The sequence below is a fragment of the Acinetobacter sp. TW_SC_4 genome, assembly GCF_054861205.1.
In genome coordinates, this window is the sequence record NZ_CM142174.1 from 1819493 (window position 1) to 1833345 (window position 13853).

Annotated in this window: 15 protein-coding genes; 10 read left to right on the forward strand and 5 right to left on the reverse strand. The window is 42.3% G+C overall.

Annotation, left to right across the window (positions count from 1 at the left end; translation table 11 throughout):
- The 9 genes from cyoB (at nucleotide 1) to alr (ending at nucleotide 8161) form a co-directional block, all read left to right on the forward strand.
- Nucleotides 1-1989: a cytochrome o ubiquinol oxidase subunit I gene (gene cyoB / locus ACWM1W_RS08715; RefSeq protein ID WP_175967748.1), complete on the forward strand. Its 1989-nt coding sequence runs from the start codon at nucleotides 1-3 to the stop codon at nucleotides 1987-1989.
- Between the two features lie 4 nt (nucleotides 1990-1993).
- Nucleotides 1994-2614 carry a cytochrome o ubiquinol oxidase subunit III gene (cyoC, locus tag ACWM1W_RS08720; protein ID WP_004783873.1) on the forward strand — a complete coding sequence of 207 codons (621 nt, stop codon included), beginning with the start codon at nucleotides 1994-1996 and terminating at the stop codon, nucleotides 2612-2614.
- Nucleotides 2611-2940, forward strand: a complete 330-nt coding sequence (locus ACWM1W_RS08725; RefSeq protein ID WP_171064814.1) for a cytochrome o ubiquinol oxidase subunit IV — start codon at nucleotides 2611-2613, stop codon at nucleotides 2938-2940. Before cyoC ends, ACWM1W_RS08725 begins: the two co-directional genes overlap by 4 nt.
- Nucleotides 2941-2950: 10 nt before the next feature.
- On the forward strand, nucleotides 2951-3829 hold the full coding sequence (gene cyoE / locus ACWM1W_RS08730; RefSeq protein WP_375725591.1) for a heme o synthase: 879 nt from the start codon (nucleotides 2951-2953) through the stop codon (nucleotides 3827-3829).
- A gap of 285 nt (nucleotides 3830-4114) precedes the next feature.
- Nucleotides 4115-4501 carry a 30S ribosomal protein S6 gene (gene rpsF, locus ACWM1W_RS08735; protein WP_004696436.1) on the forward strand — a complete coding sequence of 129 codons (387 nt, stop codon included), beginning with the start codon at nucleotides 4115-4117 and terminating at the stop codon, nucleotides 4499-4501.
- A 12-nt stretch (nucleotides 4502-4513) separates the two neighbouring features.
- Nucleotides 4514-4741, forward strand: a complete 228-nt coding sequence (rpsR, locus tag ACWM1W_RS08740; protein ID WP_004278792.1) for a 30S ribosomal protein S18 — start codon at nucleotides 4514-4516, stop codon at nucleotides 4739-4741.
- Nucleotides 4742-4750: 9 nt separating this feature from the next.
- Complete coding sequence (rplI, locus tag ACWM1W_RS08745) at nucleotides 4751-5197, forward strand: 50S ribosomal protein L9 (protein ID WP_004783880.1); 447 nt, start codon at nucleotides 4751-4753, stop codon at nucleotides 5195-5197.
- Between the two features lie 222 nt (nucleotides 5198-5419).
- Complete coding sequence (dnaB, locus tag ACWM1W_RS08750; protein ID WP_375725590.1) at nucleotides 5420-6859, forward strand: replicative DNA helicase; 1440 nt, start codon at nucleotides 5420-5422, stop codon at nucleotides 6857-6859.
- 231 nt (nucleotides 6860-7090) lie between these two features.
- On the forward strand, nucleotides 7091-8161 hold the full coding sequence (gene alr / locus ACWM1W_RS08755) for an alanine racemase (RefSeq protein WP_034170534.1): 1071 nt from the start codon (nucleotides 7091-7093) through the stop codon (nucleotides 8159-8161).
- Between the two features lie 62 nt (nucleotides 8162-8223).
- On the opposite strand, the gene ACWM1W_RS08760 is transcribed toward alr, so the two are convergent.
- The 5 genes from ACWM1W_RS08760 to ACWM1W_RS08780 form a co-directional block, all read right to left on the reverse strand.
- Nucleotides 8224-8655 (reverse strand): BLUF domain-containing protein, encoded by a 432-nt coding sequence (locus ACWM1W_RS08760; RefSeq protein ID WP_375725589.1) that lies wholly within the window; start codon nucleotides 8653-8655, stop codon nucleotides 8224-8226.
- 114 nt (nucleotides 8656-8769) lie between these two features.
- Complete coding sequence (locus ACWM1W_RS08765) at nucleotides 8770-9504, reverse strand: proteasome-type protease (RefSeq protein WP_005236031.1); 735 nt, start codon at nucleotides 9502-9504, stop codon at nucleotides 8770-8772.
- Nucleotides 9505-9524: 20 nt separating this feature from the next.
- The gene (locus ACWM1W_RS08770) at nucleotides 9525-10304 is read right to left on the reverse strand and encodes a transglutaminase family protein (protein WP_375725588.1); all 780 of its coding nucleotides are present in this window, start codon (nucleotides 10302-10304) and stop codon (nucleotides 9525-9527) included.
- Nucleotides 10301-10903: an alpha-E domain-containing protein gene (locus tag ACWM1W_RS08775; RefSeq protein WP_004783892.1), complete on the reverse strand. Its 603-nt coding sequence runs from the start codon at nucleotides 10901-10903 to the stop codon at nucleotides 10301-10303. The genes ACWM1W_RS08770 and ACWM1W_RS08775 overlap by 4 nt, the downstream gene beginning before the upstream one ends.
- 22 nt (nucleotides 10904-10925) lie before the next feature.
- Entirely contained in the window at nucleotides 10926-12485 is a 1560-nt protein-coding gene (locus ACWM1W_RS08780; protein ID WP_375725587.1) for a circularly permuted type 2 ATP-grasp protein, read from the reverse strand.
- Nucleotides 12486-12726: 241 nt separating this feature from the next.
- On the opposite strand from ACWM1W_RS08780, the gene ACWM1W_RS08785 reads away from it, so the two are divergent.
- On the forward strand, nucleotides 12727-13749 hold the full coding sequence (locus ACWM1W_RS08785; RefSeq protein ID WP_005236034.1) for a helix-turn-helix transcriptional regulator: 1023 nt from the start codon (nucleotides 12727-12729) through the stop codon (nucleotides 13747-13749).
- The last annotated feature ends 104 nt before the right edge of the window (nucleotides 13750-13853 follow it).

Consider the following 13853-nt stretch of genomic DNA (forward strand, 5'->3'; position numbering starts at 1 on the left):
ATGAGCTTCTTAGGTAAGTTAGGTCCAGATGCAATTCCGTACGATCCAATCGTACTGGTAACTGTTGCAATGATGATCTTAGGTGGTATCGCAGTTGTTGCGGGTATTACCTACTTCAAAAAATGGGGCTACCTGTGGAACGAATGGTTCACATCTGTAGACCATAAAAAAATTGGTATCATGTATATCTTTGTATCAGTGATCATGCTGGTACGTGGTTTCGCCGATGCGATCATGATGCGTCTTCAGCAGTTCCTTGCAAAAGGTGGCGGCGAAGGCTACTTGCACCCAGAACACTATGACCAGATCTTCACCGCACACGGTGTGATCATGATCTTCTTCGTGGCAATGGGTCTTGTTGTTGGCTTAATGAACATCTCTGTACCGCTTCAAATCGGTGCACGTGACGTTGCATTCCCATTATTGAACTCTTTAAGCTTCTGGCTGTTTGCTGGTGCTGCAGGTTTGATGATGGTTTCACTTGCTCTAGGTGAATTCGCTGCGACTGGTTGGATGGCTTATCCTCCACTATCAGGCATTGAATACTCTCCTGGCGTCGGTGTGGATTACTACATCTGGGCACTGCAGATTTCAGGTTTGGGTACGCTATTAACGGGTGTTAACTTCTTCGTTACCATCATCAAAATGCGTGCGCCTGGCATGAAACTGATGGAAATGCCAATCTTTACCTGGACATCTTTATGTACAGCAGTTTTGATTATCGCAGCATTCCCAGTGTTGACTGCTACTATTGCAATGCTGTCTCTTGACCGTTACTTCGGCTTCCACTTCTTCACAAACGAGCTAGGCGGTAGTCCAATGCTTTATGTGAACTTGATTTGGACTTGGGGTCACCCAGAAGTATACATTCTGGTATTGCCAGCATTTGGTATTTACTCTGAAGTTGTATCGACTTTCGCTCGTAAAGCGTTGTTCGGTTACAAATCAATGGTCTATGCAACAGTTGCAATTACAGTATTGTCATTCGTTGTATGGGTTCACCACTTCTTTACCATGGGTGCAGGTGCCAACGTTAACGCGTTCTTCGGTATCATGACCATGATTATTGCGATTCCTACTGGTGTGAAAATCTTCTCTTGGTTGTTCACCATGTACAAGGGTCGTATCGTTTACACTACCCCAATGCTATGGACACTTGGCTTCCTTGTGACCTTTGGTATCGGTGGTTTAACAGGTGTATTGATGGCGGTTCCACCAGCGGACTTCCTGGTACACAACTCTTTATTCCTGATCGCTCACTTCCATAACGTAATTATTGGTGGTGTAGTATTCGCGATGTTCGCGGGTATCATCTTCTACTGGCCGAAAATGTTCGGTTGGAGACTGAATGAGACTTGGGGTAAAGCAGCATTCTGGTTCTGGTTCTTCGGTTTCTACTTTGCATTCATGCCACTTTATATCCTTGGTTTCATGGGTATGACTCGTCGTCTGAATACATTTGATAACCCAGACTGGGATCCGTATGTAAACATCGCAATGTTCGGTGCTGTTCTAGTTGCACTTGGTATTGTATGTTTCATCATGCAAATCGTTGTTGGTTTCCTACAACGCGATCAACGTCTAGATTTGACTGGCGATCCATGGGATGGTCGTACGCTTGAATGGGCTACATCTTCTCCTGCTCCGTTCTATAACTTTGCTCATCTTCCAAAGATCAATGGTATTGATACTTTCTGGATCGAGAAAGAAAACGGTGTTGCTTATGCAAAACCTACGAAGTACGAAGATATCCATATGCCGACTAACCGTGCTGCTGGTTTCATTATCGCAATGTTCATTACTGTTATGGGCTTCGCGTTAATCTGGCACATCTGGTGGTTAGTAGCGGTTACTTTCGTAGCAGCTATCATCAGCTTCATCGTGTCTTCTTTCACCAAGAAAGTGGATTACTATGTTCCTGCTGCTGAAGTTGAGCGTATTGAAGGTGAACGTTACGCGATCCTTGAAAAACACTTGAAGAAGGACTAAGACCATGGCTGAAGTACTTCATCACGATAACCACGGGCACGATGAGCATCATCATCACGATGATACTGACATCACTGTCTTTGGTTTCTGGACTTACTTGATGAGTGACCTTATCCTTTTCGGTACACTCTTCATTGCATTCGCTGTTTTAAGTAGCCACGTTCCACTAGGCACTCCAAGCGCGCGTGATCTGTTTGGTGATTCATTAGGCTTCGTTTTAACTGAAACGTTTGCCCTCTTGATCTCTTCCGTAACTTTTGGTTTTGCCGTTCTAGCTGCCTACAAGAAAAACGTTGGTCAGGTTCTTACCTGGTTAGCGATCACTTGGTTATTCGGTGCTGCCTTCATCGGTATGGAACTTTATGAGTTCAATCATTTAGTTCATGCTGGTCATGGCCCTAGCACTTCTGCGTTCCTGTCTTCGTTCTTTACGTTGGTAGGTACGCACGGTATCCACGTGACTTCAGGTTTGGTATGGATGATCGTGTTAATGATTCAAATCAAGAAATATGGTTTGACTCTACCTAACACTCGTCGTCTTGCGTGCCTAAGCTTGTTCTGGCACTTCCTTGACATCGTATGGATCTGTGTATTCAGCGTAGTTTACTTGATGGGAGTTCTATAATGAGTCATGATCATAACGCTGCTGGCGAATCACACGGTAACATGAAGCAATATACTGTTGGCTTCATCCTGTCTGTTGTCCTTACTGTAATTCCATTCGGTATGGTTATGGCAGGTGGTTTTAGCCGCGGTATCTTGATTACTGCTATTGCAATTACTGCAGTCGCTCAGATTCTTGTGCAATTAATTTACTTCTTGCACATGAACTCTTCTTCAGAGCAACGCTGGAACGTAATTGCATTTGTGTATACCATCTTAACCATCGCTATTCTTTTAGTGGGTTCTGTATGGATCATGAACTACCTACACTACAACATGATGATCTAAACTGGTTGTCATGCTGAAAAAGTATTTATTCCTGACTAAGCCAGGAATTCTCTTCGGTAACTTTGTTACCACTTTGGGTGGCTACTTCGTAGCCACTCAAGGTTCTGTAGATTTCCTTCTCCTGCTTCTTACTCTTATTGGTACTACTCTCGTAGTAGCATCAGGATGCGTGGTCAATAACGTTATTGATCAGGACATCGACCAAAAAATGCAGCGCACGCAAAATCGCGCACTTGTCAAAAAAACCATTTCTGTCCCTGTTGCTCTCGCCTTTGCTTTTGTACTGGGTGTGATCGGTTTTGGCATTTTATGGTTCTGGGTAAATGCATACGCTTTCCTATTCGCAGTTATTGGTTTTGTCGTATACGTTGGTTTTTACAGCTTATGGACAAAACGAACAACTATTCACCAAACACTGGTAGGCAGTATTTCTGGCGCAGCACCGCCTGTGATCGGTTATACCGCAGTTGCAAGCCAGTTTGACCTGGGTGCCCTTTTAATTTTTCTAGGGTATGCACTCTGGCAAATGCCTCATTCATGGGGAATTGCAGTTTACCGTTTTGAAGATTACAAAAATGCAGGCATTCCAATTCTGCCTGTCGCTCGTTCAATTCGACGTACCAAGATCGAATCTTTGATCTACGTGATATTGTTCGGAATCACCATGAATGCTCTATTTGTTTATGGTTATGCAAACTGGATTTATCTGGTGGTATTGAATCTGATGACGTTTTACTGGATCTATCTCAGTATCCAAGGCTTTAAAGCTGAAGATGATCAGGCATGGGCAAAACAGTATTTCATGTTCTCGGTCAAACTGATTACCGTGATCAGTATTATTTTCTGTTTTACTTCTACTGCCCCGCAGAATCCAATCATATTTTTTTAAGAAGATAGAGTTTTACTCTATCTTTTTTATTTCTCTTATTAAAAACATAATTTCTTTCAAACTTACTTAAAGTAACTTTGTTTCCTTTAGAAATTTTCTTCTTGTAAATTTTTTCATTTACTTCCTTACCTGCTTAAACATTCATCATCTGGCAAGATTTGCTTGTATTTCAGCCCCAAAACCACTAAACTTCACGCTTCGCATATTATGCGACACAACCAAGGTTGTGACTCCTTGCTTCAATTTCACTTAAATTGGGGCTGTTTAAACCGTAAGGAGCTGACAATGCGTCACTACGAAATCGTACTATTGGTACATCCAGACCAAAGCGATCAAGTTGTGGGTATGGTAGAACGTTACCTAACTCACATCAAAGAAGCTGAAGGTCAAATCCACCGTCTTGAAGACTGGGGCCGTCGTCAATTGGCTTACCCAATCAACAAGATCCACAAAGCTCACTACATTCTTATGAATGTTGAGTGTGGTCAAACTACTCTTGATGAGCTAGAAGAATTGTTCCGTTATAACGATGCAATCATTCGTAGCCTTATCATCCGTCGTGAAAACGCTATCACTGAAGAGTCACTATTGGCTAAGAGTGCTGAAGAAAAACGTGCGCGTAAAGCTCAACGTGAAGAAGCACAACAAGCTCAAGACTCTGCTGAAGCATAAGGAGAACCTAACATGGCACGTTTTTACCGTCGTCGCAAGTTCTGCCGCTTTACAGCTGAGAACGTTACGTACATCGACTACAAAGATATCGACACTTTAAAACAGTACATCACTGAAAACGGCAAGATTGTTCCTAGCCGTATTACAGGTACTAAAGCTCGTTACCAACGTCAGCTAGCACTTGCTATCAAACAAGCTCGCTACTTGTCTTTGATCCCTTACACTGACAATCATAAGTGAGGTTGAGCTGTGGATATTATCTTATTACAACGCATTAAAAACCTTGGTAAACTTGGTGATAAAGTTTCAGTTAAAGCTGGTTACGGCCGTAACTACTTGATCCCTCAAGGTAAAGCAGTTGCAGCTACTGAAGCTAACACTGCTGCTTTTGAAGCTCGTCGTGCTGAACTTGAGAAACAAGAAGCTGAAGTATTAGCTGCTGCTCAAGCACGTGCTGACCAATTGAACGAAGTTAACATCGTAATCACTGCGAAAGCTGGTGATGAAGGTAAACTGTTCGGTTCAATCGGTACTCGTGACATCGCTGACGCGTTGACAAATGCTGGTCTTACAGTTGACCGTGCTGAAGTTCGTCTTCCAAATGGCGCGCTTCGCAACACTGGTGAATTCAACATCGCAATCCAATTGCACCATGATGTTGCTGCAGAAGTTCTGGTTACTATCGTAGCTGAGTAATTTCTCACCGAAAAAAGGGCATGCTTTGGCATGCTCTTTTTTTATCTCTAAAAAATATAATCTGCTCAAGCTCAACAGTAGAAAATTCAATTTATTCTTCGTGTTCACAAAAAATTGCACTTCGCATTTTGGATCAGACCGCGTATCATTTCATCTCGTAGTGAATAAACCTTATTCATCTCCGACAATATTTAACCATTGTATTTAAAATCAGGGATTTATATGTCACAGGCGAATGCCAGCAAAAAGGCACCTACCGCTAAACCAGAAATTGTTGCTGATACCCAACTTAAGGAGTTCCGTACTCCCCCGCACAATTTAGCGATTGAACAGGCTGTACTTGCTGCCCTTATGACTGTGGCTGAATCTTTTGAACAAGTCGGCGATGTGCTGACTGAAAATGATTTTTATGCGACCCGGCATAAATATATCTTCCGTGCCATTGAACAGCTTTCTAAGGAAAATTCGCCTTATGATGCAGTACTGGTTCATGACTGGCTGATCAAGCAGAACTTACTCGATGCTGTCGGTGGTGAAGAATATTTAATGCAGCTAATGGCTGACTCGCCTTCAAGTTTCTACAACCTGGAAACCTATGCCGGCAAAATTAAAGAGTTCTCTACTTTACGTAGCATGATCAAGGTCAGCTCTGAAATTTTACAGAATGCCTATGACACTAAAGGTCGCCCGGTCAGTGAAATTCTGGATTTGGCTGAAACTAATATTTTTTCGATTGCCGAACAACATAATAACAATGCCAAGGCTCAAGGCCCGAAAGCAATTAATACCGTGGTAGCTGACGTATTCGACAAGTTAAATGAACTGTCTCAATTAGAAGGTTCAATTACCGGTCTGACCACCGGTTTCGTGGAACTGGACAATAAAACTTCCGGTATGCAGGCCGGTGATTTGATTATTGTCGCAGCCCGTCCTTCTATGGGTAAAACCACCTTTGCCATGAATTTGGTCGAAAGTGTGCTGTTTAACAACAACCTCCCTGCGCTGGTCTATTCGATGGAAATGCCAGCGGATTCGATTGCGATGCGTTTGATTTCATCTTTCGGCCGGGTGCATCAAGGGCATTTACGTGCCGGTAAAATGGACAGTGATGAATGGTCTAAGGTAACCAGTACCATTGTACATTTACAGGAAAAGCATCTTTATATCGATGACTCCTCTGCACTACCACCGACTGAGGTTCGTGCGCGTGCGCGTCGTATTGCTAAAATGCATGGTGGTAAACTCGGTTGTATCATGGTCGATTATCTTCAGTTGATGAAAGTGCCGGGTATGGGTGATAACCGTGTAGGCGAGATCTCGGAGATTTCTCGCAGCTTAAAAGCCTTGGCTAAAGAAATGCAATGTCCTGTGATCGCCTTATCACAGTTGAACCGTTCTCTGGAGAACCGTCCAAATAAACGCCCGGTAATGTCTGACCTTCGTGAATCTGGTGCGATCGAGCAGGATGCCGATTTGATCATGTTTATTTACCGTGACGAGGTTTATAACAAGGAATCCAAAGAAGCTGGTACTGCCGAGATTATTATTGGAAAACAGCGTAATGGTCCAATTGGTACAGTTCGTCTGGCATTTGAGGGTCAATATACCCGTTTCAGTAACCTCTCTTCTGAGTTCTATGCCCAGTATGATGATGAAGAGTAAGCACTCAAGGTTAATCTGATTCCAAAAAAGAGGCCGAAATGGTCTCTTTTTTATTTAGAATGCTTGCTTTGCATGAAATTATATAAATGAGCATGTCCATTTATGGTAGATAGGTCTACAATATTCGCAATTCTGAAATGACCGCTTTTGTTTTCACAATCCTGTTATTTCTCTCCCTCTTTTGTGTGTTCCACACGATATTATTTTTGTCATCCCGCAGGAGTATCTAGGGTGCGCCAAGCTACAGTTTATATTGACAGTGAAGCACTGCAATATAATTTAAACCGTGTCAAACAACTTGCCCCAACCGCTAAAATCGTCAGCATGGTCAAAGCCAATGCTTACGGACATGGAGTTAAAGACTGCTTAGCAGCCTTAAAAGATAGTGATGCCTTTGGTGTCGCTTGTCTGGAAGAAGCGCTGGAAATTCGTGAACTCGGCTATCAGCAACCCATTACCCTGATCGAAGGCATTTTCTCTGCAGATGAAATGCAGGTTGTGATCGATCAGAATATTGAAGTCATTGTGCATCATCAGCCACAACTGGATTGGTTACTGGCAAATAAAGAAGCCTATATTGCGAAAGGCTTAAAAGTTTGGGTAAAACTCAACAGCGGTATGAACCGTCTTGGTTTTAAAATTGATGTGATTAAAGATGTGATCAATCAACTAAAAGCAGAAGGTTTTACCTGCGTGCTGGCGATGCACTTTGCCAATGCGGATGCGGAACATCCACTCAATGAACAGCAAATCCAGCAGTTCCTTGAAGTGAAAAATGACTGCGCACCTTTAATAGGTTCTTGCTGTAACTCAGCTGCAATCTATAAATATCCAGAATTGCATTTTGACTTTGTCCGTCCAGGCATCATGCTCTACGGCGCGACTCCATTTGCAGACAAAACTGTACATGATTTAGATCTAAAACCAGTCATGACTTTTACTGCCGAAGTGATTGCACTGAACAATATCAAAGCGGGTGAACATGTCGGCTATGGTTCTACTTTCACTGCTGATCAAGATATGGCTTTAGCCATTGTTTCTATCGGTTATGGTGACGGTTATCCACGTGCTTTCCTGAAACAGAACTATGTAGCGATTAATGGTCAGCAAACCCGTGTGATTGGCCGTGTGGCAATGGACATGATTGCCATTGATGCAACTGGTCTCAATCTGGAATTAGGTACTGAAGTCGAACTATGGGGCAAATCCCGTCTGGTTGATGATGTAGCTGAAGCCAATGGTACGATTGGTTATGAATTACTTTGCCGCATGTCTGCCCGCCCGGTACGCAAACTGGTTTAAAGAAAAACTAGCCAAAAATAAAAAAGCCCAATATAAATTGGGCTTTTTTATACGGTCAGTATTTAAGCTAATTTTTGCTCTTCATTTTCGATTAATGACAGTTCAAGTAATAAAGCATCTACTTGTTCCTGGTTAAAATCATTAGGCGTAAAAACTTCAAGCCCCATCTCTTGGCAGAATTGTTGAATGGAACTACGTTTAGAAATGTATTTCATCGACCAGTCGACAAAAGTACGCTGCTCAATCTCTTTAGTTTCAAATAGTTTAATATTTTTATGGCGTGAATCTTTAGATAGTCTCTCTGTCAGTAAAGCTTTTAAAACCAGACTTTCACCTTCCAAGCACTGGAAAAAATGTCCATCAGCAAAATAAAGCACCCCTGTTATTTGATTAGGATGATTAAAATCACGTGCTTCTTTAAGGATATCCGTTAAATCTTGAAGTAAGTCGGCTTTGGACGAGGTACTTTCACTAGCATAACAAAATTGGTACATGCGGCTAACCTCTATTCTTATCTATGCAATATCGTATAGAAGTTAGCACTGTACACTAAGCAGTCAATTTTTACTAATTTTTATAAGAAATACTTATTTTTATTTCTATAAATCTTATAAGAAATAGTCATTCGATGGTGTGGGTAATTCCGCCAGGCCTTTCTTTAAAGTTTCTGACCATTGCCGGCTAATATCCGTAAAATACTCATCGTCTTCAGCAATACGTTTCCCTTTCGGCATCATTAAACTGTCTTTTTTATAGACGAGTACATCCAGCGGCATACCGACAGATACATTTGAACGTAAGGTAGAAGCAAAAGAAATTAGAGAACAGCGTAATGCCTCATCGAGTGGCATATCATAGGTCAGAGCACGATCCAGAATCGGCTTACCATATTTGCTTTCACCAATCTGGAAATATGGCGTATCCCGTGTCGCGCAAATAAAATTGCCTTGCGGATAAATATGATAGAGCTGCATTTCCTGATTTTTAATCTGGCCGCCGACCAGGAAATTACAATAGTAAGTACTTTGTTCTAAACTATCATCAGTCACATTGGCAATTACTTTTTTGAGCGTATTGCCCACCAGTTCCGCAACATCAAACATGGTGGGTAAACTCAGGATATTCGGTTCCTGCCTGAGTTCCAGCTGATTTCTGATATGTCCGATTACTGCCTGTGTTGTTGCCAGGTTTCCGGAGGCCTGGAGTACGATAACGCGCTCCCCATCTGCCCCAAAGGTATATAATTTTCGGAATACCGAAATGTGATCCACACCAGCATTGGTGCGTGTATCACTGATAAATAGCATACCTTGCTCTAAACGAAGGGCACAACAATACGTCATTTTTTGTCCTTATTAATGAATTAACATTCTAGTACTTGGACGATGGAATACATGGATTCCTCACCGCCTTCTTCTCTTACACCACGAACCGGTGCAACATCCCAATAGTCGCGTCCCACCGCAACATAGACATGCGCACTTGGCGTAAATAACAGATTACTCACATCAAAACAGTACCATGCCTGTTCAACAAATACCTCAGCCCAAGCGTGACTCGCCAGATGTGAGGCATTCTGTGCATAAAGATAACCTGATATATAACGTGATGGTAAACCTAAATGTTTACACATGGCGATAAAAATATGACTGTGGTCCTGACAGACGCCCTGACGTACTTCAAAGGCATCAATCGCAGAACCCTGTACCGTAGTACTATTTGATATATAAGGAACGTATTCAAGTATAGCTTGAGCCAAGCCGATTAAATGTTTACGAGTTAATGCTGGAACATGCCGCTCTGCAAAATCCTTCATCTCTGCATTACATTTTGTAGCTTCAGTCGGCTGTAAAAACAGATATGGATTTAATGAATCATTTAAGCCCTGCTCATGCGCGAGTTTTAGCTCAACGATGCCTTGTGCCATGATCATCAGGCTATGATAGGATTCACGCTGTGTACTGGTCATCCAGAGATTTTTAAAGGCATCATGCCGAATCACTTTCTGCCCCGGTACACTGACATCCCAATAATGCACTTTCTGATGCTCATTGGTGGAAGGCATCATTTTGATATACTGAATACTGTTCCTCACCTCGGCTGTGTACGTATATTGCGTTTGGTGATTCACCATCAATTTCATACATCAGCCTCGAACAAGCGATGAATATGATCACTAAACTGGTAAAACTGCTTCAGATCAGGTGCGGCACGTAACTGTGTCCAGTATTGCTTTACACTGCCCCAGCCAATCTCACAGAGCGTATCCACAATATAATCGATTTTACATAAGGTACGGGTCGTATCCTCACCGAGACGTAATTGCTGATCTAGCTGTTCCAGACATTGGCCCAGACTGAAAAACAGAAATACATCTGATGATTCTGCTTCCAGAATTTCGGCACAATCTGTCACGACATCGCAGATATAACCGGCATTCTGATCGGCAGTTTTAATCAGTTTCAGTAGTTCGGAATAGGCTTTGCCAGACAATACACCGCGTAATTCCTGAATATTGTCTTTTGCCACTTGAAACTGTTGGGTAAATGAAGTCGGCTGGGTGCTATCTAGAACCAGCTCATTTAAGGAACTGGCATCAAACGCAGGCAAACAGAAAGCATGTGCATAAGCCACAGCGGCTTCATCATCTAAAAATGGAAAATGCGAACATAAAAACTGGGTACGAGATAAATAACGGCCTAACCAAAAAATATGTTGCGCATTGGTATTTAACAAAACCATGACGTTATCCTTCTTTGGAATGTTATGAATGTAAGTTGTCGACTACCCAAGTATCTTTGATCCCGCCACCTTGCGATGAGTTGACCACCAGTGAGCCTGCCTGCATGGCTACCCGGGTCAGACCACCTGGCACAATTTCAGTGCGGTAAGGTGAGCTCAAGACAAAAGGACGTAGATCAATATGTCGTTCAGCAATACCAAAATTGCTTATAGTCGGACTGACCGACAAATCCAAAGTTGGCTGCGCAATATATAAATGCGGCGCAGCTAAAATCTTATCTCTGAAAATATCAATATGCTGTTGAGAGGCTTGTGGCCCAATCAGCATGCCGTAACCGCCAGAACCTTGTGCTTCCTTGACGACCAGCTGATCCAAATTTGCCAACACATAGTCCAGATCTTCCGGATTACGGCATTGGTAGGTTGGAACATTATTTAAAATCGGTTTTTCACCTAAATAAAAATGAATCATTTTATCGACATAAGGATAAATCGATTTATCATCTGCCACACCTGTACCCGGTGCATTTGCGATTACAACATTATGTTGTAAATATGCAGACATTAAGCCCGGGACACCCAAAGTACTATCTGGTTTAAAGCACAGTGGATCAAGATAGGCGTCGTCGACCCTTCTATAAATAACATCAACCTGTTGACGCCCACGTATCGTTTTTACATAAACCTTAGAGTTCTCAACAAAAAGATCACGTGATGTCACTAAAGGCACATCCATGTCCCTTGCAAGGCAAGCATGTTCATAGTAAGCACTATTGAAACGACCCGGAGTCAAAACCACAATGAATGGATTATCGGTATAGGCATTTTCCGCCAGAATTTCTCTTAAGAGTTTTGGATATTGCTCAATACCGGCAATATTGGATTGCTCAAACACTTTTGGCATTAACTTCTGGCTGATCTTGCGGCATTCCAGCATATAGGACACACCAGACGGCGTTCTCAGGTTATCTTCCAGTACATAAAATTCGCCTTTGGAATCCCGGATAACATCAATCCCGCTAATCTGGCTATAGATACTGCCTTTCAAATGATGCTGATACATATGCGGCTGATACGCTTCATGGGTCAGTACCTGAAGTTCAGGAACAATATTGGCTTTGAGAATATCCTGCTGATGATAAATATCATGCAGAAAAAGGTTTAAGGCACGAACACGCTGTGCTGAACCGAGTGCCACCATATTCCACTGTTTACGGGCAATCACCCGTGGGATTACATCAAACGGAATAGTCCGCTCAGTGCCTTGCTCATCGCCGTATACGGTAAACGTAATACCATCATAAAGAAAATGTTCTTTTGCTACTTCATTTAGCTGATTCAGTTCATCCAGTGTATGCTGTGACAGCCATTCTTCAAGTCGTTGACCTGCCTGACTGTTCATCACCTGATGATCACGCATTTCATTGAAAAATTTCGAAGAAATCTCTTGGTATAAAAAATGCGGACTATGTTTGATTGAAATATTGAGTGCTGTAGTATCTGTAAAATTTTTGCTTAAATCTGCTGCAGTATGATTTTCTACTGTTGTAATAGTATTTGTATCCTGGCTTTCTTTTAGCATACAAACCTCTTCATTGTAATCTACTATAATAAAATCAGAGCAATATCCATGCCATGACATCCGTTTCGAAGTCTGTATTAACCCAGTAAAGTGCCTATTCACTCAATATCATTTTTCGCCAAGGTGTTTACGGATTGTAGGACAATTGTTGCGCAGAATAACTTGCGAAAAAAATCCAGATTTCTTATTGTGGTAAGCTCATATTTAATTTTTTTCCACTGATTGCCAGTAAAAATACATTATGTCAGCACAAGAAAAAGAAACCTCCAATAGCCTTTACCGCCAATGGCAAATCTTGTCGCGTCTTTCTACCGGCAAATGGATGGGAACCCGTGAACTCCAGGAAATCTTGAATCGTGAAGGGATCGAGATCAGTTTGCGTACCATTCAGCGTGACCTGAACCAGATTGCCCAGCGTTTTCCGATTGAGAGCAGTAAAACCACGCCACAAGGCTGGCGCTGGCGTTCAGATGCGCCCATTCAAAGCTTGCCGCATATGACCAGTTCACAGGCGGTGACTTTTATGATGGTGGAAGAACATCTCAAACACCTACTGCCACCTAGTCTGATTGAAGAAATGAACCCCTGGTTTGATCTGGCTCGACGCAGCCTGTCATCACAAAATAATGTACGGCAATGGATTAACCGGGTCAGAATCGTGCCCGCCACTCAGCCACTTATTCCGCCTGTAGTCGATAAAACGGCCCAACAGGCGATTTACGAAGGCCTGTTACAGGACAAACAGCTGGAATGTGTTTATCAGGGTCGTGGTCATAATGGCGAAGAGAAAACCTATATTTTAAATCCGCTGGCATTGGTACAAAAAGGTTCAATTATCTATCTGGTCTGTACCCGTCATGATAAATCGGATATTCAAACCTTTGCCCTGCACCGTTTTAAATCAGCGGTGGTGCTGAATTCTCGTGCCCTGCATCCGGTAAATTTTGATATTGATGAATACATCGAATCTGGGGCTTTAGGATTCCGGGTCGATTTTAACCAGCCAACAGAAAATGTATTGCTTCAACTGAGCATGCCTGAATCTGATGCGCACTATTTTGAAGAAAGTCAGCTCAGCAAAGATCAAAACATTGAAAAAATTGAAAATGGCATGGCCCTGATTAGTGCGACTGTGCCTTTTACCTCGCAACTGGTCTGGTGGTTACGCAGTTTTGGTAATAAAATCAAAAACATCGAACCAAAAATAGTGGCAGATGCTGTTTACCAAGTGAATGAAACTGATTCAGTCTCTTCCAAAGAATAAAAAAGTCCCCATTTTGGGGACCTGATCAATTTATCATTTTATTTTTATTATTGCTCTGGTGATCTATTACTGAGCCGGTCTACTTTCCTCTTGCCCCAGAAAAC

Bases quoted from the DNA above. Each gene is read 5' to 3' on its own strand.
- cyoB (WP_175967748.1), top strand. From the start codon at position 1: ATGAGCTTCTTAGGTAAGTTAGGTCCAGATGCAATTCCGTACGATCCA.
- cyoC (WP_004783873.1), top strand. From the start codon at position 1,994: ATGGCTGAAGTACTTCATCACGATAACCACGGGCACGATGAGCATCAT.
- cyoE (WP_375725591.1), top strand. From the start codon at position 2,951: ATGCTGAAAAAGTATTTATTCCTGACTAAGCCAGGAATTCTCTTCGGT.
- rpsF (WP_004696436.1), top strand. From the start codon at position 4,115: ATGCGTCACTACGAAATCGTACTATTGGTACATCCAGACCAAAGCGAT.
- rpsR (WP_004278792.1), top strand. From the start codon at position 4,514: ATGGCACGTTTTTACCGTCGTCGCAAGTTCTGCCGCTTTACAGCTGAG.
- dnaB (WP_375725590.1), top strand. From the start codon at position 5,420: ATGTCACAGGCGAATGCCAGCAAAAAGGCACCTACCGCTAAACCAGAA.
- ACWM1W_RS08760 (WP_375725589.1), bottom strand. From the start codon at position 8,655: ATGTACCAATTTTGTTATGCTAGTGAAAGTACCTCGTCCAAAGCCGAC.
- ACWM1W_RS08765 (WP_005236031.1), bottom strand. From the start codon at position 9,504: ATGACGTATTGTTGTGCCCTTCGTTTAGAGCAAGGTATGCTATTTATC.
- ACWM1W_RS08770 (WP_375725588.1), bottom strand. From the start codon at position 10,304: ATGAAATTGATGGTGAATCACCAAACGCAATATACGTACACAGCCGAG.
- ACWM1W_RS08775 (WP_004783892.1), bottom strand. From the start codon at position 10,903: ATGGTTTTGTTAAATACCAATGCGCAACATATTTTTTGGTTAGGCCGT.
- ACWM1W_RS08780 (WP_375725587.1), bottom strand. From the start codon at position 12,485: ATGCTAAAAGAAAGCCAGGATACAAATACTATTACAACAGTAGAAAAT.
- ACWM1W_RS08785 (WP_005236034.1), top strand. From the start codon at position 12,727: ATGTCAGCACAAGAAAAAGAAACCTCCAATAGCCTTTACCGCCAATGG.